The organism is Sphingobacterium athyrii (assembly GCF_003071065.1).
GTDB classification, from domain to species: Bacteria; Bacteroidota; Bacteroidia; order Sphingobacteriales; family Sphingobacteriaceae; genus Sphingobacterium; species Sphingobacterium athyrii.
In genome coordinates this window covers 339,198-365,457 of sequence record NZ_QCXX01000004.1, presented here as the reverse complement: position 1 = coordinate 365,457, position 26,260 = coordinate 339,198, and the positions used below count along the sequence as shown (strand labels likewise).

At 40.1% G+C, this 26,260-nt stretch carries 20 protein-coding genes and 1 riboswitch; of the genes, 9 read left to right on the top strand and 11 right to left on the bottom strand.

Going from position 1 to position 26,260, the window contains the following annotated elements; all coding sequences use genetic code 11:
- The 3 genes from DCO56_RS16205 to DCO56_RS16195 all read right to left on the bottom strand — a co-directional run bounded on the left by DCO56_RS16205 (window position 1) and on the right by DCO56_RS16195 (window position 2,467).
- Entirely contained in the window at window positions 1-762 is a 762-nt protein-coding gene (locus DCO56_RS16205; RefSeq protein WP_108634810.1) for a porin family protein, read from the bottom strand.
- On the bottom strand, window positions 762-1,958 hold the full coding sequence (locus tag DCO56_RS16200; RefSeq protein ID WP_108634809.1) for a PCMD domain-containing protein: 1,197 nt from the start codon (window positions 1,956-1,958) through the stop codon (window positions 762-764). Before DCO56_RS16200 ends, DCO56_RS16205 begins: the two co-directional genes overlap by 1 nt.
- A 146-nt stretch (window positions 1,959-2,104) precedes the next feature.
- A complete protein-coding gene (locus DCO56_RS16195) occupies window positions 2,105-2,467 on the bottom strand; it encodes an MmcQ/YjbR family DNA-binding protein (RefSeq protein WP_108634808.1) in 363 nt (120 codons plus the stop codon).
- Between the two features lie 180 nt (window positions 2,468-2,647).
- On the opposite strand from DCO56_RS16195, the gene DCO56_RS16190 reads away from it, so the two are divergent.
- Complete coding sequence (locus DCO56_RS16190) at window positions 2,648-3,346, top strand: ankyrin repeat domain-containing protein (RefSeq protein WP_108634807.1); 699 nt, start codon at window positions 2,648-2,650, stop codon at window positions 3,344-3,346.
- Between the two features lie 74 nt (window positions 3,347-3,420).
- Here DCO56_RS16190 and DCO56_RS16185 read toward each other — a convergent pair whose 3' ends face one another.
- Window positions 3,421-3,975, bottom strand: a complete 555-nt coding sequence (locus DCO56_RS16185; protein ID WP_108634806.1) for a thioredoxin family protein — start codon at window positions 3,973-3,975, stop codon at window positions 3,421-3,423.
- Window positions 3,976-4,113: 138 nt separating this feature from the next.
- Here DCO56_RS16185 and DCO56_RS16180 point away from each other — a divergent pair, with 138 nt between their 5' ends.
- The 3 genes from DCO56_RS16180 to dnaK all read left to right on the top strand — a co-directional run bounded on the left by DCO56_RS16180 (window position 4,114) and on the right by dnaK (window position 9,714).
- Window positions 4,114-6,798: a TonB-dependent receptor gene (locus tag DCO56_RS16180; RefSeq protein WP_108634805.1), complete on the top strand. Its 2,685-nt coding sequence runs from the start codon at window positions 4,114-4,116 to the stop codon at window positions 6,796-6,798.
- Window positions 6,791-7,675 (top strand): GLPGLI family protein, encoded by an 885-nt coding sequence (locus DCO56_RS16175; RefSeq protein WP_108634804.1) that lies wholly within the window; start codon window positions 6,791-6,793, stop codon window positions 7,673-7,675. Before DCO56_RS16180 ends, DCO56_RS16175 begins: the two co-directional genes overlap by 8 nt.
- Window positions 7,676-7,806: 131 nt before the next feature.
- Window positions 7,807-9,714 carry a molecular chaperone DnaK gene (dnaK, locus tag DCO56_RS16170; protein ID WP_108634803.1) on the top strand — a complete coding sequence of 636 codons (1,908 nt, stop codon included), beginning with the start codon at window positions 7,807-7,809 and terminating at the stop codon, window positions 9,712-9,714.
- A 153-nt stretch (window positions 9,715-9,867) separates the two neighbouring features.
- On the opposite strand, the gene DCO56_RS16165 is transcribed toward dnaK, so the two are convergent.
- From DCO56_RS16165 to DCO56_RS16150, 4 genes are all read right to left on the bottom strand, one after another.
- Window positions 9,868-11,403: an IS1182 family transposase gene (locus DCO56_RS16165; RefSeq protein ID WP_108634802.1), complete on the bottom strand. Its 1,536-nt coding sequence runs from the start codon at window positions 11,401-11,403 to the stop codon at window positions 9,868-9,870.
- Between the two features lie 197 nt (window positions 11,404-11,600).
- Entirely contained in the window at window positions 11,601-12,278 is a 678-nt protein-coding gene (locus tag DCO56_RS16160) for a TIGR02117 family protein (RefSeq protein ID WP_108634801.1), read from the bottom strand.
- 170 nt (window positions 12,279-12,448) lie between these two features.
- Complete coding sequence (locus tag DCO56_RS16155) at window positions 12,449-13,360, bottom strand: sugar phosphate nucleotidyltransferase (protein ID WP_108634800.1); 912 nt, start codon at window positions 13,358-13,360, stop codon at window positions 12,449-12,451.
- 133 nt (window positions 13,361-13,493) lie between these two features.
- Entirely contained in the window at window positions 13,494-15,035 is a 1,542-nt protein-coding gene (locus DCO56_RS16150) for a helicase HerA-like domain-containing protein (RefSeq protein WP_108634799.1), read from the bottom strand.
- Window positions 15,036-15,204: 169 nt separating this feature from the next.
- On the opposite strand from DCO56_RS16150, the gene DCO56_RS16145 reads away from it, so the two are divergent.
- The 5 genes from DCO56_RS16145 (at window position 15,205) to DCO56_RS16125 (ending at window position 20,762) form a co-directional block, all read left to right on the top strand.
- The gene (locus DCO56_RS16145; protein ID WP_223581658.1) at window positions 15,205-15,540 is read left to right on the top strand and encodes a hypothetical protein; all 336 of its coding nucleotides are present in this window, start codon (window positions 15,205-15,207) and stop codon (window positions 15,538-15,540) included.
- Window positions 15,541-15,720: 180 nt separating this feature from the next.
- A complete protein-coding gene (locus tag DCO56_RS16140; RefSeq protein ID WP_108634798.1) occupies window positions 15,721-17,256 on the top strand; it encodes a SulP family inorganic anion transporter in 1,536 nt (511 codons plus the stop codon).
- A gap of 79 nt (window positions 17,257-17,335) precedes the next feature.
- Window positions 17,336-17,983 (top strand): carbonic anhydrase, encoded by a 648-nt coding sequence (locus DCO56_RS16135; protein WP_108634797.1) that lies wholly within the window; start codon window positions 17,336-17,338, stop codon window positions 17,981-17,983.
- A gap of 170 nt (window positions 17,984-18,153) precedes the next feature.
- Entirely contained in the window at window positions 18,154-19,824 is a 1,671-nt protein-coding gene (locus tag DCO56_RS16130) for a glutamine--tRNA ligase/YqeY domain fusion protein (RefSeq protein WP_181390577.1), read from the top strand.
- A 272-nt stretch (window positions 19,825-20,096) separates the two neighbouring features.
- Window positions 20,097-20,762 (top strand): OmpW/AlkL family protein, encoded by a 666-nt coding sequence (locus DCO56_RS16125; protein ID WP_108634795.1) that lies wholly within the window; start codon window positions 20,097-20,099, stop codon window positions 20,760-20,762.
- 66 nt (window positions 20,763-20,828) lie between these two features.
- Here DCO56_RS16125 and DCO56_RS16120 read toward each other — a convergent pair whose 3' ends face one another.
- From DCO56_RS16120 to DCO56_RS16110, 3 genes are all read right to left on the bottom strand, one after another.
- On the bottom strand, window positions 20,829-23,858 hold the full coding sequence (locus DCO56_RS16120) for a glycosyltransferase family 117 protein (RefSeq protein WP_108634794.1): 3,030 nt from the start codon (window positions 23,856-23,858) through the stop codon (window positions 20,829-20,831).
- A gap of 304 nt (window positions 23,859-24,162) precedes the next feature.
- The gene (gene metF, locus DCO56_RS16115; RefSeq protein ID WP_108634793.1) at window positions 24,163-25,119 is read right to left on the bottom strand and encodes a methylenetetrahydrofolate reductase [NAD(P)H]; all 957 of its coding nucleotides are present in this window, start codon (window positions 25,117-25,119) and stop codon (window positions 24,163-24,165) included.
- Window positions 25,120-25,190: 71 nt separating this feature from the next.
- A riboswitch (SAM riboswitch) is annotated at window positions 25,191-25,293 on the bottom strand.
- Window positions 25,294-25,394: 101 nt separating this feature from the next.
- A complete protein-coding gene (locus tag DCO56_RS16110; protein ID WP_108634792.1) occupies window positions 25,395-26,255 on the bottom strand; it encodes a hypothetical protein in 861 nt (286 codons plus the stop codon).
- Between the last annotated feature and the right edge of the window lie 5 nt (window positions 26,256-26,260).

Here is a 26,260-nt window from a genome sequence, read left to right as displayed (position 1 = left end):
TTATTTCAATCTATAACCGACTCCTACGTTCATAAAGATATTGTGTAATCCAAAACTGATACTTTCAAAACCAGTCTTCATAATATTATTGAAACCATAGTCAAGTTGAGCAAGTGCAAAAAATTTACCATTGACCTTATATTGAGTGCCCAAGCTTAGTCCAATATCAATATTACGTACACTTTCTTTAAAATCATAATCGGCATTGTCGACAATAATCTTGTCACCAGTAGGTTGTTCATGCCGTAGATAGCCATTATAAGCTTCTCCGTAGAACTCCTTTTTTACAGCAAAAGAAATATATGGGCCAGCTTGGACATTCCAACGGTTTGAAAGCTGGTAGGTTGCCTGAATAGGTACAGAAAGATAAAGATTATGTACTTTAGTGGTTATATCCCCTGTGTAATACCCTCTCAATTCATCTTTTGAATCATTAACGGCATTAAAGGTTGTTTTATATCCCTTTACTGCCGCTTTAGTATCCATTCCTTTGCCCTCAAAAGTAAGGCCTAGTGCAACTCCCCATTTGGAATCAATATGATAATTCGCTTTAGCACCCACAAAAAATGGAACGTTGGGGCTGTAACTTTTAATCTTCCGAATTTCTCTCGGCAAGGATAAAGGAGCTGCTCCTCCGATCTTGGTACCCAACATCACCTGAACATCTAATTTACCATCCCTACTATCTATTTCCTGAGCTTTAATAAAAACTGGGATAGAAGCCATTACGACTAATAAAACTATATATATGCTAATTTTCATTATTTCTTCGTTACAATTTTGAGATCATCCACGATCAACTTACTACCAACAGCACCGATAAAATTATCACCATATTTACTTGACGACATCACTATAGCAATACTGTAATCCAAATTGGTAACATCAGATTCGACTACCGAACCAGAGTATTTAAACGGTAAAACAAACTTTACAAAGCCATTACCTCCTGTTGCTCCTCCATTTTCAAGTCGGGCGATAGCAATGATGCTCGGGTCATTCAAAATATTATGCCCTGTCAAATAGGATACTCTTTTTTTAGGATCTGGTTCAGAAGCCATTAATTTTTTCCGATTATAGAAAACCGCATAAATATCACATGAATCCTTCATATTAACAGGTTTTAAATTTTCATCTGTTACATTCGCTCCCGGAGCATATTTATAATACCCTTCTAAAGCCAAAGGAATCTGATTGAAAGGAAGACCAAATTGCGTTGCAGACAGTGGGTCTGTCAATACGGGACCTGTATCGAATGATCCTATAAATAGATTCCCTGCTGCGATTGGTTTTTTAAACATTGCGCCAAAAGATCCGGTGAGTTTTGTTTCTAATAAGGCTGCTTTCGCTCCAGAATGAGCATCTGTAGTGGTCTTCGTCGGATAGGATTCTGGCTCTTTCACTCCACCTCCAAAACTCAACGTAAGTGAGAAACTTGGATTTCCCGAACCCCAGTTATAAAAGTCCTGGCCATCTATTTTATTAAAGAAAATGATATATTTCTCATCTTTGTCAATAGAAATATCTTCAAATCCGTATTCTGTAGGGACAAAACCGCCATCTGTTTTAACAAGTTTAATGAGGTAATTCTTTGCAAACTGCTTATCTTGTGAAATAACTTTGTAATATACTCCGCTCTTCAATAATTGATCTATTATGACTTTATTAACATCCTTTTCACCAGCCGGCATTTCCAAAGAATCTTGCAATAGTTCAATAGAAGCACCCGGAGTTAAATCAAACTTCATATCCAACTTTGCAAGATTGTGAATACTTGGCTGAAGATAAATAGTTACCTGATTATTCGTAATTACCGGATTTAATAGAAAAATATCTTCCTCCGCACGAACCCCAACAATATCAGCTTCCATATTCAGAGCCTCCTCTTTTATGCAACTCCCCAGACTAAAAAGTAGCATAAAGCAAATTACCCAAGGGTAAATTCGTCTTTGTTTCATAAAAAATAGTATTAGTGTAAATATATTCCCAATGCTGTTGACAATGCATTGAAATGAGCACAAAGCTACCGATCTAACCTCCAAAAAAAGACATTTCAATCACCTTTTCTTTCTAGGCAACCAATTCTTTACACTGCAACAGGCAGTTAAGCGTCTTTGATTTCCTGTTTGACTTTAGCAGGCAAGCTCTCAACAATCAGATTATAGCTATGTGTAATAAGTTCTTCCAATGCACCGTCATTCAATTCCTGATTTGCAATCACAGTGTTCCAGTGCTTTTTGTTCATGTGATAACCGGGTAGTACTGTCTGATCATACCGTTCTCTGAGTTCAACGGCTTTCTCCGGATCACATTTCACATTGAATCGTAACCCGTCGATCTGATCCAGCCCCACCAATAAAAATATCTTGCCGCCCACCTTAAATACCAAGGTATCTGGACCAAACGGTGTCTCCTCTGCCACCGGACCAATGGAAAGGCAATAATCTCTTAACTCTTCAATATTCATATTTTCTTAGTTTGATTTAACTCATTCGCAACCATCAACGCTCTTATTTACGTATAAATTTGACAATAATCAATATAAATTTAACAAAACAACAGCTCAGATTTGTGATTAAATTTGTAATAGGTCAAATTACGTAAAGAATCTAATCGGACTAAAAAAGATCATTAACACAGCTAGCAGATGAAAAAATTATATATCAGGATAATTCTACTCACCATTATATCTATATCGACACTCCCGATACAATGTAAAAGTATAGACAATACAAATCAAGACAATATGACTCAGGACAACATCGTCGAAGCCGTTTCCAAGGGACAGCATACTATAGCAAAAAAACTATTGGAAGCTGGCGCCGATGCAAACCAAAAAGGCAATGATTCCAAGCCGTTATTATTAGTTGCAACAGAAAAGAAAGATCTTGCCATGGCAAAGTTACTTCTTGAGCATGGCGCAAACGTCAACCTTCAGGACAATAGTTTAAATAGCTCCTTCCTATACGCCGGGGCTTCGGGGTATACCGAACTGGTTAAACTTTACCTTGATCATGGTGCAGACTTCAAGGTCTTCAATCGGTATAACGGCACTGCACTTATCCCTGCCTGTGAACGCGGCCATGTGGAAACCGTTAGGTTACTTGCCCATACAAAAGGCTTTCCCGTCGACCACATCAATAGATTGGGTTGGACCGGATTATTGGAAGCAATCATACTTGGAGATGGCAGTCAAAAATATGTGGATATTGTCCAAATATTACTCGACGCAAATAGTGATAAAAACATCGCCGACCATGAAGGTATAACCCCAGTTGAGCATGCAAGAAAAAAAGGATTTAATAAAATTGTTGCCTTACTGGAAACGAAAGGCAATGGAATATAAAAAAAGGAGAACCAAATCTATTGAATCTGGTTCTCCTTGACTAAGCATTTTAGGGCATCGCCTTTTATTGACACTTATTTTTGTAAAAGTGTCTGAATTTCTTTTTGGATCGCCGTTCCTTTGTCGGCATTGTACCATTTTTGAATCTCTTCTTTAATATCCGAGAAATCTTTTCCTTGCTCTTTTAAGTTTAAGAATAGATCTTGACAGTCTTTTGGCCGTGGCCCCCAGACCGCCAAATCTACGCCATCCTGATTTCGAATCACCAAAATTGGGATAGACTTCCCCCCATTGGTTAGATACGAATCTATCAAAAAGGGTGCACTGTCGCGCAATTGGATATCGACGGTAATATTGGGATTTTGGGCAGCCATCTTAGCAAGCATTGGTACAGAATGCGCAGCATCGCCACACCAAGGCTCGGTAATAATGATCCATTGTTGTTTTTCCGAAATCGTGTTGACAAACCGCTGAAACGCCTCGCTTGGCTCAAAACGTTTTAACCAACGCCCCATTCTTGTCCAGTTCATTTTGGTGTACTGATAGTATTCGTCATCCTGATATGTCGGGTGATTTTCAGGATGATTCAATATATCTTCGAATTGTTGCAAATAATTTTCAAACGTCATAAAATCAATTTTGTGCAAAGGTAATTTTTAGATCCAACTTTCTCAAAAATTCTGTATACCAAAGATTTTACATTCCCCGATGAGATTTCACACTTATTAACAATTAACTAAATTATCTTTGGCAGATACAACCAGTAAATGAAAAGATTAATTCAATTATTTCTATTATTTTTCATAATCAGCACCGCTTATTCCCAAACGAGTATCAAGGGGAAAATTTTAGATAAAGCTGACAATAAGCCTTTAACTAATGCCTCGGTCATCCTATTGAACAGGGACTCCGTGCTCCGTTATTTTAACAGAGCCAATGAAGAAGGGAGATTTCAGATCAAAAACATTAAACCCGGGAGTTATATCATTCTGGCTACTTATCCCAAATTTGAACTTTATAGCGACACCATCGACATCAAAGATAAGGACATTGATCTCAGCGACATTAAAATCAATTCGCAAAGAAATGTACTGGAGGAAGTTATTATTACACGTCGATTACCCATAACGCTTAAAGGGGACACAATAGAATATGATGCGGCAAGTTTCGCAACCGAGAAAAATGCAAAACTCGAAGATCTTTTTCGAAGATTGCCAGGTTTCACGGTCTCCGGTGACGGGAATATCACAGCGCAGGGCAAAACGGTACAGAAAGTCTTTATTGATGGCGAAGAGTTTTTTGGCTATGACCCTAAAATTGCCATCCGGAATGTCCGCGCCGATGCGGTGGACAAAGTGCAATTGTATGAGAAAAAATCAGAAGAGGCCGAACTTTCAGGCATAGATGACGGTGTTCGGATTCAGACAGTCAATGTCGTGTTGAAAGAAAAGGCCAGAAAAGGTATCTTTGGAAGTACGGAGGTTTTAGGCGGAACAAAAGAGCTCTACGCCGGAAACTTATTTGCAGCTAAATTCAACCAAACTGAACGGATTGGCATCACCGCCAATCACAATAACATGGGAAGTTCCAATAGCCGTGAAGGCTCTTTGCGGATGAACAACCAGATTACGGGCCAACCGCTAAACACCTCCTTGGGGGCGAACTATGAAAATCAGTTTCTCAAAAAAGCATTAAAGGTAAATGCCAATTATAATTACAATAACAGCAGCAACAAAAATCAGTCGGAAAATTACAACAAGAACATCCTCCCAGACAACTCGATTTTAGAACGAAACAGCAAAAATTACAACGAAAATAGTGCAAGAAGCAATGGTGTCAGATCCAATCTCTCCATGCGACTAGATTCAACCCAAAATATAGAACTTCAAGCCAACGGAAACTGGTCGAATAATTTCAGTTTTAGTCAGTCAGAAAGTTTCACCACAGATGCTGCAAGAGATTCAGTTAGCTCTTTCAAGGAAAAAAATGAATCAAATACTTCGAGCCAAAGCAATAATTTTCGCCTGAATTATAGAAAAAGACTCAAAGCCGGCAGCTCATTGAATCTAATGGTCGGGAATAGCTTTAATGAATCTGAATCCTACAGCAAGGTAAATTCCAAGACTATTCTTTATAAAAGCAGCGATACGACGGATATTAACCAAAATCGACGGATTAACAATAATGGTAATAACTTTTCTACCTCATTAAATTTCAACAATCGAATCAATGACGCCATGAATCTGGCGCTAGGCTACAGCTTCAATCAGTCAAAGAACACAAGCTTCCAGGAATCAAAAGATAGTCTAACGAATAAGGTAGATCCATTATACTCTAAAAATCAGATCGACAATAATACCAACCAGGGAGTCAATGTTCATCTGTCTTATCGGAAAGATAAATTTGAGGTTAATTTCTCCAACCGAACATTTTACAAAAATCAAAAGCTAAGCGATAGTGACCGGGATATAAACCTTTCAAGGAATTTCTGGGACAACAATCTAAACGTTGATGCCAATTACCGGATTTCAAACAGTAAAAATATCCGACTGGCCTACCAGAGCTCGAATATCATTCCTTCGTTCGATCAGTTACAGCCACTGCAACCTCAAACAAATCCTTTGTTTCAACAGATCGGTAATCCGAACCTCAAACGGGCTGTCAATAATAACATCTCGGCAAATTATAATGCTTTCAGCTTATTAAAGGGAACCAACATTAACGTGAACGGAAATTTCTCATTTGTCAATAACCCAATTATCAATAAGACAACAGTTATGGAGAATTCGGCCCAGATCAGTAGCTATGAAAATTTATCCGGCAAATCGAACTGGAATGGCGGATTGAACATCAATCACATGCAACCATTGGCCAACCGTCGCATTAACTTCAATAAAAGTGCAAACATCAGATATAACAATAGTTATAGCTACACTAAATTTGAAAACGACCAATCTCAAGGTGAGTTTCTCCTGAACAATTCAAAAAACACCTCTTTCGGCCTCGGGTCGAGTTTAAATGAGCAAGATTCAGAAGGATTTGATTTTGACCTCTCAGTGAATGCAGGGCTCAATGCACAACAAAATTCTATAAACACACAATATAACGCAACTAATTTTGAAGGTGGGGCTTCGGGATATATCAAATATTTTCTACCGAAGAAATTTAACATCATGACAAACATTTACTATAGCTATACCGGGCCTACTAAACTGTACAAGAAATCTATTAATCAATTTTATACCAACCTGGAACTGGAGAAAAAGGTATTGAAGGATGAGAGTCTGACAGTCAGCCTGAAAGCTTTTGACCTCTTCAATACATTTAACAATACACGTCGGAATGGCAGTGATACCAATTACTCGGAATCCACCCAACAGGTATTGACACAGTATTTTTTAGTTGGTGTCAAATGGGATTTTAATAAATATTTAGGAAAAAGCAATGATTAAAACATATTTGACCATTATTATATCCTGTCTTACCGGATTATCTCTCCAGGCACAATACGCCTATTTTGGCAATAGGGGGACCATTAGTTTTGACAAGGTGACGTATACAAAAGCCCGCATGCGACAAATGTCCAATGACATGAGCTCAAAAATGATGGATCGGGGCATGGGTTTTATGGAGCATCTCGATAAGATGCCGGAATCGCATACGGATCGAATGAACCTATATTTTGATGAGAATGCTACCGTGCTTATGCCCGAAGAGAGCACAAGTACCGAAAAGCAGAATGGAGAAGGCAAAATGCGGGCTCCAAATGTTACTGCAAATGGCAGAGGCGGTAGAAATCAAGGGGGTGCACGGGGCGGAGGTGGCGGAAACCAACGCGGTATGCTCAGAGGCGGAGCCAATAAAAATGGTAAAGTACTTTACCAGGATTTAAAAGCCGGAACAGCCGACATTCAATTGGATATCGATGAGAAATATTTACTTTCCGAAACGCTGGACAGCATCACCTGGCGCTTTACCGAGGAATTTCGCAATATCGCCGGCATCAACTGCCGAAGGGTAAATGGGGCTACAAAAGACTCCCTTTATTTGATCGCCTACTATGCCGAGGAAATACCGGTCTCTGCAGGTCCTGCCCTGAGCCATGGTCTTCCGGGCATGATATTGGGGCTGGTCATACCAGAGATGCACATCCAATACTGGGCAACAAATATCGCATATACCAATAATCTGGTCCCCACAGATTGGCGGGACAAAAAATCAAAGCAGATGAAATTGGAGGAATTTTCGGCGCTCTTTGGCAGATATATGCCACGCAATCGGCAAAATGAGTCAGCAAAAAAACGGATCTTGGAGCAACTTGTCTATTGAAAATGTCAGTTTGGCAGTACCTAAGGACAAATTGATGACAAATAGTGATTTTTTTACAAAACATTCGGATTGGCATAAGGGTTGATAATAGAGTGATAGAATTTATTAAGTAAAAAATTAAAATACAAGATATGTCTAAAATTATAGGAATTGACTTAGGTACTACAAACTCATGTGTTGCCGTAATGGAAGGTAACGAGCCTGTAGTAATTACGAACAACGAAGGTAAGCGTACCACTCCTTCCATTGTAGCTTTCGTAGAAGGTGGCGAACGTAAAGTGGGTGATCCAGCTAAACGTCAAGCAATTACTAATCCGCATAAAACTATTTATTCTATTAAACGTTTTATGGGACTTTCATATGATGAGGCAGTAAAAGAAGCTGAACATGTACCTTATAACATCGTTAAAGGTGACAATAATACACCACGCGTAGAAATTGACGACCGTAAATATACTCCACAAGAAATCTCTGCAATGATTCTTCAAAAAATGAAGAAAACTGCTGAAGACTTCTTAGGTCAAGAAGTAACTGAGGCTGTCATCACAGTACCTGCATACTTCAACGATGCACAACGTCAAGCAACAAAAGAAGCTGGTGAAATCGCTGGTTTATCGGTTAAACGTATCATCAACGAACCTACTGCCGCTGCTTTGGCTTACGGTTTGGATAAAGCGCACAAAGACATGAAGATCGTTGTGTTTGACTGTGGTGGTGGTACACATGACGTTTCTGTATTGGAATTAGGTGATGGTGTCTTTGAAGTAAAATCTACTGACGGTGATACTCACCTAGGTGGTGATGACTTCGATAACGTGATCATCAACTGGTTGAATGAAGAATTCAAAAATGAAAACAATGGCTTTGACTTGAAAAAAGACCCAATGGCATTGCAACGTTTGAAAGAAGCTGCTGAAAAAGCGAAAATTGAATTATCAAGTGCAACTTCTACTGAAATCAACTTACCATACATTACGGCAGATGCAACTGGTCCAAAACACTTAGTTCGTACATTATCACGTGCTAAATTTGAGGCTTTGGCAGCTGACTTGATCAAGAGAACAATCGCGCCTTGCGAGTCTGCATTGAAAAATGCTGGTTTCAGCAAATCAGATATCGACGAAATTATCTTAGTAGGTGGTTCTACGCGTATCCCTGCAATTGTTGACGCTGTGAAAGCTTTCTTCGGAAAAGAGCCTTCTAAAGGTGTAAACCCTGACGAAGTTGTTGCTTTAGGTGCTGCAATCCAAGGTGGTGTATTGACAGGTGAAGTAAAAGATGTATTATTATTGGATGTTACTCCACTTTCATTGGGTATTGAGACAATGGGTGGTGTGATGACTAAATTGATCGAAGCAAATACAACTATCCCGACTAAAAAATCGGAAACATTCTCGACAGCTTCAGACAACCAACCATCTGTGGAAATCCACATCTTACAGGGTGAGCGTCCAATGGCAAGCCAAAACCGTACAATCGGTCGTTTCCATTTGAACGATATTCCACCTGCACCTCGTGGAGTGCCTCAAATTGAAGTTACTTTTGACATTGATGCCAACGGTATCATCAAAGTGTCAGCAAAAGATAAAGCAACTGGTAAAGAGCAAAACATTCGTATTGAAGCATCTTCAGGTTTATCTGATGACGAAATCAAACGCATGAAAGAAGAAGCTGAAGCAAATGCTGATGCCGATAAAAAAATGAAAGAAGAAGCTGACAAAGTAAATGCAGCTGACGCCCTGATCTTCTCAACTGAAAAACAATTGAAAGAATATGGTGACAAAATTTCAGCAGATAAAAAAGCACCTATCGAAGCTGGCTTAACAAAATTAAAAGCGGCATATGAAGCGAAAAACTTCGCCGATATTGATGCAGCTTCTGAAGAATTGCAAAATGCTTGGAACGCGGCTTCTGAAGAGATGTACGCAGCTTCTCAAGGCGGTGCACAACAACCTCAAGGAGATGCTGGTCAAGCACAAGGCGGAAGCCAACAAGGTGGTGATGACGTAACTGACGTAGATTACGAAGAAGTGAAATAATCACTCCTCCTGATAAATAAAAAGAGGCTGTCTCAAATTTATTTGGGACAGTTTTTTTGTTTAAAAAGTCTATGAGATAGATCTGTGTGTTGTTTGTTGGTTATTTTGGAAAAAGACTCATATGAAAGAGAAAAATGAACAAAAAGTAGCTTTTTAGGCCGCTTTTTTTCTTAGATTTTGCGCTATTGCCAATAATCCCCATTCTATGGACACTTTTTCTTTACCCCGGAGCATAAATCTTCGGAACCCATGGTTCTGTTTAATGTTTGCAAAGACAGGTTCGACATCATGGCACCTCTGTTTTCGTTTGGCTACACCTACATCGCTGTTGAGCAATTCGTATGCCCTGTCCCTGTACATCTCAAGTTGCTTATTCACCCCGATGATCCTATTTCCCTGTGATTTGTGACAGGCGCCATTCAACGGGCAGTTTGTGCAGTTTTTTGCCTGATACTTTTTGATTTCCTGCCGGAAGCCTGCGGAGGTCTTTTGGTTAAATGTACCTATACAATGCATTTCCTGTCCCATTGGACAGATATAGCAATCCTGTGAAGGATTATAATGTAATTTATCTGCAGAAAATGGTTTCTTATCCCGACAGCTCTTTTTCTGCCCTTTGTCAAACATACCATATTTCACATAGCCCTCAATATTTTTTGCTGCCAGTAATGCATAGTTTTCTTCACTGCCATAACCGGCATCCGCGGTAAGGGTTCCCGGTGTTTTTCCAAAGCTGTCCTCATGTTGTTGCAAATGACCGGATAATGTTCTGGTATCTGTGGGATTGGAATGTATGGTATAATTGACAATGTATTGATTGGACGTGGATATCTGGATATTATATCCTGGTCTGAGCTGGCCATTTTTCATATGATCCTCTTTCATCCGCATAAAGGTGGCATCGGGATCTGTTTTGCTATAACTGTTTCTGTCTCCCAGGGTAGCTTCCTGCTCTTCATATTGTGCGATCTTCTCCGGATAGTTTTTGGTTACATAACGCAACTTTGCTTTCATCTTCTTATTTACCGAAGCTTTGTCGGATAAGACCCTGTTCAGCTTATCGACCGTAGCCCGGACTTTTTCGCTGTCAATTGTCGTCAGATCGGGAGGATCCGGAAGGTTGTCCTCCGACTTGGCGATACTTTGGGCGTAGTCCCATATATCTTTTAAAGCAGCTTTCATCTTTTCCTTATTGGTATGGATAGCTTTTTTCCAAACGAAAGTGTATCTGTTTGCATTAGCCTCTATCTTGGTGCCATCGGTGTAGACATCTTCTATGCTTAACAACCCTTCTTCGGCCAGGAGCTTAACAACTTCTTCAAATACACTGCGAAGTGCTTCCTTTAAGCGGACACCACGAAATCTGTTGATAGTATTATGATCGGGGTAGCTCATGCCGCTCAGCCACATGAAGTTGATGTTCTCCCGGCAGGCTGTTTCCAGTTTCCGACTGCTGTAGACATTGCTTACATAGCCAAACACCAGAACCTTCAACAGCATTTGCGGATGATAACTGGAACAGCCTTTTATCTTGTAGGCATCCAAAAGACCCTGTATGTTGATACGGTTGATCACATCGTTAACAATACGTACCGGATGTCCTTTGGAGACCAATTCGTCCAAAGTTGGAGGAATTGCCATAATCTGGTCCTGATAGTAAGGCTTAAAAGTAGGTCTTTGAGATGACATATATCTTTTTTTACACTTTAAATATATGAAAATCAGTTAATTGAACCAAATTAAACATAATGAAATAATATAAAAAAGAGGCTGTCTTTTTGAGACAACCTCTTTTTTTGTTGTAAAACCCGCCACCTCGGGCTTTACATTTCGAAAAGAAAAAGTTTTGTCATCTATTTTTAGGTATCAACCTTAACAGACAGTTGCTATTTACGATAGTGGCTCAATATGCCCTTGTCCAATGTAGCCCATATCCCCGCTGGCATATCCGCTTTTTTCAAGGCATAGTTTGTCCAGGTATTACAAGAGTAAAACATGCTATAAGCACCTTTAGCTTCATAAAAGGCATCTGCATCATCGTATTGCGCATCTGTCTCGACCAAGATAGGCTTCCCCTCACGCAGGTCCAAAGAATCATAGATATACTTCACCAGTGCACGATATTGCTTTTCGTTTATTTTATATCCAAAGCACAAATCGTCTTCTTCGATAGTGTTATAATAGGTTACATGCATAGCGGACTCTCCCAGACCAAAAGCAGCTACAAAAGCCGTGGATGCCTTAAGATCTTTCCATTCTGGTGTGTCCAAATAAAACCCCTTATCCCCCCAACCTATACCCATATACCGATAGCCCGTTTTTTTACCGACCGTATTGGCATAAGGAAACACGTTGGACCAATCCAGCTCTTTCATGACAATCGGCAACACAATATCCGTATGTACACCGTTGGATTTGACAAACACCTGAATGGTCTGATCTGAAGAGATCTCTTTAGATGATGCGGAGAGTCGCGACAGACAATACTCTGCAACAATATATAAAACACAAAATCCTATAATTCCTAAAATAATATATCCTAACACCTTACCTATTTTTTTCATTTAAATAATTCCCTTTTTTATCATAATCCAACATGTGGGTCTAATCTTGACCACTCCAATGTTTCCATTTCCTACAACACGACTACCATTCGCAACATTTGCTCGATTAGGCACAAAAAAACCTGCATTGTTGCCAATACAGGTGAAAGATAAGCTATTTCTGCTAGCTCTTAAAATAACTTCTCCGGATAAACACCATCCGCAACCAATTTAGAAATTGATTCCTGCACGATAGGTTTATCTTCTTTATAAGTCACTCCAAACCATTTTGATGAAGTTGGGATCACTTTAAAATCGGCCAGTTTATGTTTCACCATATAATCTGGAACCGAAGGGATAAAGAACTCCGCCTTTAAATTCGCTTTGTTTTCCTCAACAAAAGCCGGGAACATCGCTTGCGCGACTTCGAATATTTTTGGTGTAAAACCCCAAAAGTTCATCGAAACGCGCGTCTGTGGGTCCAAATCGTGTTCAACGCCATTTTCCTCATAAACAATTTTACGATCATCGCCCTCACCTTTGTAATAGATGTTGGTACGCTCGGTAACACTTTCCATATGTCCAGAAGCACTAACTTCGCAGACACCGCGAGATACATACCCGTAATCAGACATTGTATTACCCACTTGAAAGCCCATCAATGACATCTGTTGATCTGATACCTCGGTCGTTAAAAACTTGGCCATTTTGTCGAAAGAATCCGAACCATAGAAATCGTCTGCATTGATCACACAGAATGGTTCATTCACCTTATCCTTAGCGCTCATGACAGCATGTGCTGTGCCCCAAGGTTTCGTTCTTTCAATGACGTGATTCACGCCAAATTTCGTTAAATCAAAATCTTGAAAAGCGTAGTCTACTTCTATTTTACCTTCCAATTTTTTATCAAAAACGTCTTTCATCTTCTCCAGAAATTCTTCCCGGATAATGAATACCACTTTTCCAAATCCTGCGCGAATGGCATCATAGATTGAATAGTCAATAATTGTCTCGCCGTGTGGGCCAAAACCATCTACTTGTTTTAAAGAACCATACCGGCTAGCCATTCCTGCTGCCAAAATCAAAAGGGTTGGTTTACTCATATTTAAATTGTGTTAATAGAACTTCTTTTCGTCCGCAAACTTAGCTAAAATTGCCCTTAAAAGCAAATGTAGCTAAGTGCCAAACAGTTGTTAAAAATAGCTTATCGGAACGAAAATTATTAAAAAATTAGTGTTATTTCTTCTTTAAGAATGCGTTCAATAGCCCTGTTGCCAATTTACCCAAAAGCTTGACCCCTTCTCGTGCAAGTGTCGTTGTCGCGGTACGCTGCGCGGCTTCCAACGGTGTTTGCCTTCTTGATGTTGGCCTGTCGGCTTTGGCAGCTTCTTTCTCCGCTGCTGCGCGCTGTTCCTCCTGTTGCACGACCTCCATTTTCTCATCGATCATCTCAGCCGCCGAACGATTTTCCTGTCTTTCCTGATATTTTACCTTCAGGTCTGACTGATTAATAATCTGATTGATTGTCGCATCGTCTGCGGGTCCCATCACAGCACGGGCAGGTACCAGATGAGTCGCCACCACTTCCGTAGGAATCCCCTTATCATTCAGCACAGTAATTAAGGCCTGGCCTGTACCCAAAGAAGTCAAAATCTGATCAATCTCGTAAAAGTCTGATTTAGGATAGGTTTTGACTGTTTTTTTTAGATTTTCGGCATCATTGGGTGTAAAGGCCCGCAAAGCGTGTTGTACCCGGTTTCCCAATTGCGCCAATACGGATTCTGGGACATCTGTCGGAGACTGTGTACAGAAAAACACACCGATCCCCTTGGAGCGGATAAGACGGATAATCTGATCAACTTGCGTTAAAAAGGCTTTGGAAGCTCCGTTGAAAAGAAGGTGCGCCTCATCAAAGAAAAATACCAATTTTGGCTTATCCAGATCCCCTACTTCGGGCATATTCTTAAACAGCTGAGCGAGCAAGCTCAATAAAAAAGTCGAATAAAGCACTGGCTGATCCTGTACATCAGAAATATTTAGCAAACTGATAATACCCTTGCCGTCAACTTTCTGAAATAAGTCATTGATATCAAATTCATTCTCACCAAAGATATAAGCAAGTCCCTGTTGTTCCAAAGCGACGATCTTACGCAAGATAGTCCCCGAACTTGCTGAACTGATCTTCCCATAATCGTTCTTGATCTCTTCGCTTCCGGGACCGTCAGCGAGATAAGTTAACAATTTCTTGGTATCGGTAAAGTCTATCAATGGCATCTGATGATCCTGTGCGTACTTAAACATGGCCGCCAAAACGCCGGTCTGTGTTTCATTCAGCTCCAGGATTCGGCCCAACAAGACCGGTCCAAAATCACCTATCGTAATTCGCATCGGAATTCCTTTGTGCCCCGACAGCGAATACAATTCTACCGGAAAACTTGCCGGTTCAAAGGGTAGCCCTACCGCATTTCCACGATCCAATAAAGCTTGATTGGTAACACCGGGGACGGCAAGACCAGAAAGATCGCCTTTTACATCCAGCATAAATACAGGCACGGAGGCATCCGACAACTGCTCAGCAATCAGCTGGAGCGTCCGCGTTTTCCCTGTTCCTGTGGCACCGGCGATCAGTCCATGGCGATTCATCATTTTCAGCGCCAGATTGACCTTTGCTTCGGCTAAAATTTCACCATTCAAAATACCAGCTCCCAAATATATAAAAGCCCCCTTGGGGTTATAAGAAGCTTGAACCTTCTCGATAAATTGTTCTTTATTTGCCATAGAAAAGGCTTAATATTTATAATTCATAACACTATTGAAAATTTTCCAAAAAATAATCTTTTCGTCACAATTTCGTGCCAAATTTCATTTTTTATGTACTTTTAATTTGAAATTAACATAGAATTGCTATTTTTACCATGTAAAACAATATCATTAAAGGTACTAAAAAATGTTAAATAAGAGATTTAGATTTGTGGCAGCATTCTTATGTGCGATCATCTTTTTTACAAAGATGGCCATCTCTATATCGCCTATTTTTTCCAATAGTTTAGACCAAAACACGATCCTTCAAATTGTTTTACAAATAGAAATCGAGAACAACAATGGCGCAAGCACAGACACGCTTGAGACTGCCTCAAAATTTTTCAATACAAAAACTGACGAACCCATTGTATTCGAAACAATCATTGTTGAGAACCAAGGAAAACAAAAGAATTACCTAAAAAACGAGAAAAGCATTTTAGCTTTCCATCCTACGGTTCCAACGCCGCCTCCTAACTGTTAATAAATACATCCTTATGGGATGTATTCAAATTATCCACATACTGAACCCAGTATGCGGCTTCTTATTGATTTTTCCTGATAATGCCAATGCAAAAAGCATCGAGTGCCCTTCAATCGGTACCCATTGCTATAGCAATAGGCTGCTTCGAGAAAATTTATTATACAGATAAACACAAATTTTATGTTTGGAACTCGTACGTCGGCTTTTCTGAAACTTTCGAAAAGAGACTTAAAATATGATTTCCCTGCTAGTGTTGTGGTGTTTTTGGTGGCACTTCCATTATGTTTGGGAATTGCAATGGCCTCAGGTGCGCCATTGTTTGCAGGATTATTGACTGGTGTAATTGGTGGAATCGTTGTTGCTTCAATCAGTAAATCACCACTCAGTGTAAGTGGACCGGCTGCAGGTCTCACAGTTATTGTTCTAGGTGCAATTCAGAGCTTGGGTGCTTATGAAACCTTCCTCCTTGCGGTTGTCATCGCAGGTGTGGTCCAGGTGATCCTTGGTATTCTAAAGGCGGGTATGATCGGAAATTATTTCCCTTCCGCCGTTATTGTTGGTATGTTGGCCGCTATCGGTATTACCATTATTATGAAACAAATCCCTTTGGCATTGGGATTAATTGAAACACACGCTTTTGAATTGGACAATGGACATGGTATAGGAGCATATTTTGACACCGTTGTCTCAGCTATCAATTTTGGCGCATTGATTATCTGTGCCCTATCCTTAGCGATCTTAATCTTTTGGCCATCGATTCCTAAATTGAATAAGGTACCGGCACCATTGGTTGTTGTGATCGTTGGCGTAGGCTTAGCCTATCTTTTTCAGGGATCTTCCTTTCAGCTACTTGACAAACAGTTTGTTCTTGTTCCAATTGTAGGCTCATTTGCTGAATTTACAGGCCTGTTCACTTTACCTGATTTCACACAGATTGTCAACAAGGATGTTTGGATAGCTGCATTTACCATTGCGATCATCGCTAGTCTCGAAACATTATTGAGCATTGAAGCTGTCGACAAGATTGATCCCTATAAACGTAATACGCCGACTAACCGTGAATTAGTCGCACAAGGAATCGGGAATATGACCAGTGGACTTTTGGGCGGTTTGCCATTGACCTCTGTTATTGTACGCTCATCAGCCAATGTCAATGCGGGCGGAAAAACAAGACAATCAGCCATTATGCATGGTATCTGGCTACTTGTTGCCATGTTGGCCATTCCGACTATGTTAAATATGATTCCTTTGGCATGTCTTGCAGCCATTCTATTGCACACAGGCTATAAATTGGCTAAGCCGAGTCTATTTTCTTCAATGTATCGAAAAGGGTTGGATCAATTCATTCCATTTTTCGTGACTATTGTAGCTATTGTAATGACAGACCTATTAATGGGTGTTGGGATCGGAATCGTTGTGGCTACATTCTATATCCTACGGGCAAATATGAAAAATGCCTTTAAGTATAAGATCGAAAAAGACAACGAAGAAGATAAGGCGGTGATCACATTAGCGGAGGAAGTATCATTTCTGAATAAGGTTCCTATCCAACAAAAACTGTATAGTTTGCCAAAATCAGTAAGTAAGATCCGTATCGATGGGACATTCAGTAAATTTATCGACAAGGACGTGATTGAAGTCATCAAGGACTTCGAACAGAACGCAAAAAGTAAAGGCAAGGAAATCGAGCTTTTACAGGTCGTATATAAAAAATAAAGTTGTTTCAAATAAACAATAGATTTAGAAATTTGTATTAATATAAAATTGAAAAAACGCCTTCGGGCAAATAGAGAATATGGAAAATAAAGATTTAAAAATAGGATTTGACAATATTATTAAAGGGAACAAAGAGTGGATGGATTTCGTAAAAAATGATACTACAGGACGTTTCCAACAACTTGCAAAAGGTCAAAATCCCGAAATTCTTTGGATTGGTTGTGCAGACAGCCGTGTACCGGCCAATGAATTGACTGGTACAAAACCCGGGGAGGTCTTTGTACACCGTAACATTGCCAATATGGTCATCCACTCAGATATGAGTTTATTGAGCGTACTGGATTATGCCGTCAACGTGTTAAAAGTAAAACATGTTATCGTAGCTGGACACTATGGCTGTGGTGGTGTGGCCGCATCTTTAAGTCGCAATCAATACGGTATCATTGATAACTGGCTTGGCCACATCAAAGATGTATACCGCTTGCATAGCGAAGAGATTGATGGTATCGAAGAGAATGAAAAGAAAGTAGACCGTTTAGTTGAACTCAATGTCAAAGAACAGGTTTTTAATCTTTGTTCTACTTCCATCATCCAAAATGCATGGAAAAATGGCCAGGCACTTGCCGTGCATGGTATGGTAATCAATATCGGAACAGGTCAATTGATTGATCAAAGTTGTACATTTACAAGCAATGAATCCCTTGGAAAGGTATTCGCTTTCAAATAGTAACAAATCGGTAAAAAGGGACGGATCTTGTCCCTTTTTTATTTCAGATCATCGCTGCGCCAGCAGTCGCGACTATAGCGGGTATTTTTCGATTGATTACCTGCTCAGACTAAGCTGAATATCTATCATATCCTAGCTAATATCTCGCTTCTAATAATTAACTTTGTATTATGAGTGAAGAAAAATCATTAAATTTTATCGAGGAAATTGTCGAAGAAGATCTTCGTACAGGAAAACATGGCGGACGTGTATTGACACGTTTTCCTCCTGAACCAAATGGTTACCTCCACATTGGTCACGCCAAATCCATCTGTTTAAATTTTGGATTGGCACAGCAGTATAATGGCAAGACTAATCTACGTTTTGATGACACTAATCCTGTCACTGAGGATACCGAGTATGTTGAAAGCATCAAAAAAGATATTCAATGGCTAGGATTCCAGTGGGCAGAAGAATTATATACTTCAGATTATTTTGAAACACTTTACGGCTATGCTGTAGAACTTATAAAAAAAGGACTTGCTTACGTGGACGATAGCACTGCGGAAGAAATTGCGGCAGCAAAAGGTACCCCGACAGAACCAGGTATTCCAACGCCGTACCGCGACCGGTCCATAACAGAAAATCTGGACTTATTCGCAGATATGCGAGCAGGAAAATATAAAGATGGTGAGAAAGTACTCCGTGCAAAAATAGATTTGGCGAGTCCAAATATGCACCTACGCGATCCATTGTTGTACCGCATCAAACATGCCCACCATCATCGGACGGGAAATCAATGGTGCATCTACCCAATGTATGATTTTGCCCACGGCCAATCGGATTCCATTGAGAAAATCACGCATTCGATCTGTACATTGGAATTTATTCCGCATCGCCCACTCTACGATTGGTGTATTGAAAAGCTGGAAATTTTTCCTTCCAAACAATATGAATTTGCACGCTTAAACATGACATATACAGTCATGAGCAAACGTAAACTATTGCAATTGGTCAATGATAAGTTTGTGGAAAGCTGGGATGATCCCCGTATGCCAACTATCTCTGGATTGAGAAGAAGAGGATATACTCCCGCGAGTATTCGTAACTTCTGCGATAAGATCGGCGTTCAAAAGCGTGAAAATATGATTGACGTCAGTCTATTGGAATTCTGCATCCGTGAGGATCTCAACAAAACCGCCTGGCGTAGAATGGCTGTTCTCGATCCGATTAAATTAGTGATCACAAACTATCCAGATGGTCAAGTAGAAAATTTAGTCGGTGAAAATAACCCCGAAGTTGAAGGTGGTGAAGGCCACAGGATCATACCTTTTTCCAAAGAACTATGGATAGAGCGCGAAGATTTTATGGAAGATGCTCCAAAAAAATTCTTCCGTCTTGGCCCTGGGCTTTCAGTTCGTCTAAAACACGCTTATATCGTTACCTGTAACGATTTCGTCAAAGATGAAAATGGAAAGGTAACAGAAGTACATTGTACTTACGTCCCTAATTCTAAATCCGGTGAGGATACTTCAGGACTAAAAGTAAAAGGAACAATCCATTGGATTTCTGTTCCGCATGCAAAAGAAGCCGAAGTAAGATTATATGACAGGTTGTTCAATGATGAAAATCCAGCGGCAGCTGAAAATTTCAAAGAATCTATCAACCCAGCAAGTTTACATGTGGTAGAACGTGCCTATATCGAGCCGGACTTAGCGAACGCCACTCCCGGTAAAGGTTATCAATTTATACGTTTAGGTTACTTTACGTTAGACACACATTCGACTCCAGCACATCTGGTCTTTAACCGTACAGTGACGTTGAAAGATTCCTGGGGAAAAGAAGTAAAGAAAAATGGTTAAGTAAACCAAACAATAAAAAGCAAAGGGTCGGAAACAATTCCGACCCTTTGCTTTTTATATCATAAAACAACCTACCACCCAAATCTGCCCTCTCTCTTTCTAAACATACACAGACAACACCGCTTGTCCACATTTAGAAGAACAGCAAATGATAAAGGTACATCTTTTCTGCCAAGCTGTAAATTATTTCATTCAGTTTTTAACTTGATTATCGTCATTCACGCAATGCCCTAAAACAAATAGTTTTACGGCAAACAAATACCATTAACGATATGAAAAAGTTACTATTTATTGCTTTTGCACTTACACTCGGTACTTTAAATTTACAGGCACAGAACAGTCCTGAGCAACGCTGGCAGATGCGTCTTAGAGGAGTCGCGGTAATGCCCAACGAATCGGCCAATATCAGTACTATTGGTGGCGACATTGCGATCAACACAAAATTTATCCCAGAACTAGATTTCACTTATTTCTTTACCAAAAATATCGCAGCGGAGCTGATTTTAGGAACAAGCAAACACAAGGTCAATACCGTTGGCTCCAACTTAAGTGCCATAGGAGGTAACACCTCCGCAAACGTAGATTTAGGTAGTGTATGGCTCCTGCCTCCGACCTTGACAGCGCAATATCATTTTCTTCCGGATGGAGACCTCAGGCCCTATGTAGGTGCAGGGATAAACTATACAATTTTCTATAGCGCAAATGAGGGTCCCACGGTAAAAAACGTAAAGTATGATAATACGTTTGGATTTGCCACACAACTCGGTATTGATGTCAAGCTTTCAGAAAAATATTTTCTGAATTTGGATGCTAAGTATATTCTCTTGAAGACGGATGTTCAAGTGGATGCGTCCAACTTGGCTCCGAACTTATCAATACCGGCGAAAGTTGATATCAACCCCTTTCTTTTGGGGATCGGATTCGGCATGAAGTTCTAGTATTTCTTTAAACTCCCTATATAAAATGAGGCACCTTCTGATCGTTCAAAAGGTGCCTCTGAATTGCTACTCAATACCATACCATTGCTGATACTGCTTTCTCAACCCCTCGACACGCGCCAGTCGTTTGCTATCTTTGGCTGCCAATAAGATATCTCGATAACGATCTACTGAGTCCAATGCCGTCTGCATATCGCTCCATTCAAAGCCTAGATTTTTTTTATCTAATACCAATTGGTGTAAATAGTCCATATTTTGTGAAACATAGTCCAAGTTTCTGTCTACGATATTTCCGGCCAGGTGTCCTTGTCCAGAACGGTATAAGCTGTCAATGATATCCGCATAGTTAATCGCATCCGACATCGCATATACACGATCCGGCAATTGGTCATATGCTTTCTTAGCAACTTTACCTGCCTGCTTTACCTGCCCTTTTTCTAACAGCAACCGGGCCGTCTTTCCAAAAATATCCCGAGCGTACATACTGGAAAAGCGAAAGGAGTCCGTATCCAAATAGGTTGCATTTTTGACATTTCCCCAATGATATTTATGCATGATATTATCATATAGTGCTTCGACGTTGACCAAAGCAGGTATTTCCTCAGCATTCGTTTGCTGTTCACTGGTGGCAGCGACCGGCATCAGCCTTGAAGCAAATCCTTCATTGACAAGATATTTATCCAGCCCTAGCTTAATATCACCGGGCAGCATATTTGAAAAATAGATCGGCCGATCCCAATGATTATTTTCAAGAAGGGAAAGCAAAGTCAAATCTGATCGACTTAAGTGATCCCCGGGGATTTCCCATTCCATTGTTGAAACGACCGCCTCGTGAAAATAAGCTGGTACGGCATTCTTTTTCAAGATCTCGGCTTTGTTAATAGCCAATTTAACCTTCTTAGTCGGAAAATAATTCTCCAGATTTCCCGAATTCAGCTGTACTTTATAATCTGGATTATCAGAAGTAACAAATTGCAATAATTGTTGGATGTCAACTGCAGCATTCAACTGTCGATCAACGAAAGGGATATAATCCCGAATACCCTTTTTTGTTTTTTCTGCAGGTATCGTTATTGGAAGTCCCGCAGCCTGATAAGTTGGTTTCTTAACCTGCTGCATGTACCAATCACCCGTTAAGTAACTCAGTACAACTATTCTTACGTCGGGACGAACACCTTCAACCTCCTGCAAATACCATAACGGAAAGGTATCATGATCGCCATAGGTAAACAAAATCGCATTCGGCGCACAGGTTTCAAGGTAATTGCGCGCAACATCCCGCGCCAGGGATTTTTCGGAACGATTATGATCATCCCAGTTCTGATGTACCAGAATAATCGGTCCTCCCAAAAGTGCAAAAGATACCCCTGTAGCTAAGGCATAACGGGTATGAAGGAAACGCTTAAAAAAGCGCACCAATGCTATTGCGCCAAGTCCGATCCAAATAGCAAAAGCGTAAAAGGATCCCGCATAAGCATAATCACGTTCACGGGGTTGTAATGGTGTCTGGTTGAGATACACGACAATCGCTATACCCGTAAAGACGAATAACAATGTTAACACCAAAGTGTAGGGCTTATTGTGTTTGTATAACCAAATCGCTCCTGCTATACCCAATAATAAGGGAAGGAAAAAATACGTATTTCGGCTGGGATCATTTTGCTGTGATTCCGAAAGGTCATATTGTCCGCCAAGACGCCAATTGTCCAATGGTTTCAATCCTGAAAGCCAATTCCCATCGGTATATGTTCCATAACCCTGTTTATCATTCTGTCTTCCAGCAAAATTCCATAAGAAATAACGTGCATACATTTCGCCCAATTGAAAATGAAAGAAAAACTTAAAGTTATCGGAGAATTGCGGCTTTTCACCGTCTTTTAACTTGAGATAACTTCTATAGTAAGCTTGATGATTTGCATCCTGGCTATAAATACGGGGAAAAAATGTTTCTCGATCAAAATCATACTTATCCACCTGGGTAAATGCCGTGTAATTGGACTCATCTTTCCGATAACTGGTTTTATTTTCTATGTCCACAGCTTTCGAATCGTAGTAAGGTCCTTTCACCAAAGGTTCCCGTGTGTATTGTTCCCGTCCTAAGTAACCCAAAAACGAAAAGACATTATCTGGTGCATTATTATTGAGGGATGGATTCGCTATACCACGGATCAATACCATGGTATAGGAACTATAGCCAAACAGAATAAAACAAAATACCAATAAGGCTGTGTTTAATGTATACTTCCGGTTTCTATGCGAATAAAAAAGACCATATACAATGACGCCACCGATAAGTACGCACAAGAACAGAATTCCAGACCCAAACCCCAGTCCGAGTGAATTCACAAATAACAGGTCTATTTTGGAAGCAAAACCTACCAACCACTGAATGACACCCCAAAGAATTGCTGCCAAAACCAACAAGCCTAATAAAAATGCCGTTAAAACACCTTTCAGATTAATTTGCGAAGTCCTTTTAAAATAGACCACCATGGCTATGGCTGGAATAGCCAACAGATTCAATAGGTGCACTCCGATCGAAAGTCCCATGACAAAAGCAATAAAAATCAACCAGCGGTCGCTTCCATGCTGATCTGCCCGCGCTTCCCATTTGAAAATTGCCCAGAAAACCACTGCCGTACAAAGCGAGGACATCGCGTACACTTCAGATTCCACAGCGGAATACCAAAATGTATCACTGAAGCTGAAAGCCATTGCCCCGACTGTCCCTGCAGCGAAAAGCTGTAGGTAGTAGGAGAAAGTAGGCTGCTGTGGCTTCTTCAAAATTTTCTTGGCTATAGCAGTGATTGTCCAAAACAGAAATACTACTGTCAAACCACTACAGATCGCCGAACCAATATTCATCCAGTAGGCTATCTTTCCGACGTTACCGAGTGCGAGATTGGAAAAAACATTCTGAATAAGCAAAAATAAAGGTGCGCCGGGCTGATGCGCCACCTCAAGTTTGTAGGCACAGGCAATAAATTCACCACAGTCCCACCAGCTTACGGTCTTTTCAACGGTAGCAATGTAGACAAGCGTGGCAATAAGGCCACAGGTCAAACCGAATAGATTATTTAATTTATTGTACGTCATAAGGTCAACTGGTATAAATCTTTATTCCTTTTAGTACTTTAAATTAAACAGTTATCTCGATTTAAAAATGTTAATTAACACTATTTAACATCATGATTTAATAAAAATATTTTTCTGAGGATGCTGCTTCTATAATGAAAAGAGAAATACAGTTTTTTAAAGGGAAGTGATGCCAACCTTCGCCCGCTATGCACGACAGGCGACAATCGGATGGACAGAAATTCGTTTCACAGAGACATAGACGTATTTCTACTATAGTTTTAATAAAAAAGCGAGGGACTCTTCCCTCGCTCTATTTATATTTTTAGACTAATTTTTCAACAATCTTTTTGGTTGGACCGGGATTACTCATGGTATAAAAATGCAACACTGGCGCACCAAATTTGATCAGTTCCTGACATTGTTGTACAAGCCATTCTTCACCTACTTGCCTTACATCGGCATTGGTTTTACATGATGCAACTGCATCACTCAATTCCTCCGGAATATCCAAATGGAAAATTCGTGGCAATGTGACCAACTGTTTTTTTGTCGTCAAAGGTTTGAGCCCCGGAATAATAGGCACATGAATTCCGTTGTCACGGCATTTGGTCACAAATTCCTTGTATTTTTCTACATTAAAGAACATCTGCGTCACGATAAATTCCGCCCCCATATCGACTTTTTGTTTCAGGTATTTAAAGTCCGTATTGAAATTAGGTGATTCAAAATGTTTCTCCGGATATCCGGCAACTCCGATACAAAAATCAGTTTTTTCAGATGTAATAATATCTTCGTGGAGATACTTCCCCTTATTCATATCCGCGACCTGCTCCAATAGATCCGTAGCAAAAGCGTGACCACCTTCAGTTGGAATAAAATCAGCATCTCCTTTACGCGCATCACCTCGCAGCACCAACACATTGTCGATACCCAAGAAATTCAGGTCAATCAAAGCATTTTCTGTTTCCTCTTTGGTAAAGCCACCACATATCAGATGCGGCACTGCATCTACCTTATACTTATTCATGATAGCAGCACATATCGCCACTGTTCCCGGTCGTTTGCGATAGGATACTCGCTCCAATAACCCGCTAGCATGTTCCTTATAGATGTAATCTTCACGATGATAAGTTACATCTATAAAAGGTGGTTTAAATTCCATCAGCTCATCCATTGTTTTAAAAATACTTTGGATGCCCTGTCCCTTTGCAGGAGGCAATAGCTCAAAAGAAAACAATGTTTTTCCTTTAGCATTCTGGATATGATCGGTAATCTTCATTAAAAAACTGTTTTAAGTTTGGGTTGGCTTACATCGAAACGCACAAGTCGAGGATATGTCTATCTGCATGTAACTTATCTTTCCCACATGGAGCAGGGTAGAATTTAGCACCTTGAACAATACAGGTTGCTAAGGCTTCACTGGGTCTAGTCCCTCGGCCTTTCTCTATAAGCGTTGCTAATATCGTTTTAAAAAACCAAACAACAAAAATATTTTTCGAAAATCTATAAATTACATCGATAAAGCTGTCTTGCTCCCGGCTTTATCGATGTAATTTATCCCAAAGTTGATAGTGAGTTACGTAAATTCTTCAAATAAAATGTAATTAATAGCAACCCCGTCACACTATACTTCTCCTTTTGTCCATACTTAAATCCAGCTAGCAAATATTTATAGGCGACCATTGCATTTTCCTCATTGTAAAACAACTCCTTCCACGAGACAGGAACATCTTTCCATTCCTTTAATACAATTCCATTTTGGGCATAGGTAATCGGCGACTCAACTCCGTCTATCTTGTAATCATTATGAACGCCAGAATTAGAAATGTGCTGAAAATAGGCAATCGAATAATCTAAAAAATTCAATGCACGGCTCTTTATCTCTTGGTCATTCTCAGCTCTTGTTGGAATATTACGCCAAAGATTGATTCCGCTATCAAATTTACTGGGCTGCTCCCGAATGGGTGTCTTGTCCAATTCGAAATTGATGTACAGTCGCTCGGTATTTGGCAAATGAGCGGAATTAAACGCAGAGAAATCACCTTTCAACTGCACAAAATCCTTTTTCATCCGGATAATATCCAAGGATAGTTTTCCCTTTGTAGCATCTATAAGCTCAAGCTTACTCCCGTTAAATGCATATTTACCATACAACAGGATATCGTCTATGGCGAGGACAAAATGTTCTTTATCCTGAAGGGAAAGAAAGGAACGATAATAAAGCGGGTGATCACAACGGGCATCAGGCTCAACATTTAGCGGATTATCGGCTTTAGCCTTTAAATAAACCTCATTGGTATAACCGCAGATAACCTGGTAATTTCCGTCAGGGAACTCCTTATCCCTTCCCAGAAAAACGCAGGAGGACAAAAATAGCGTTAAAATAAGGATCAATAATGGTCTCAAAACGATCATTTAAT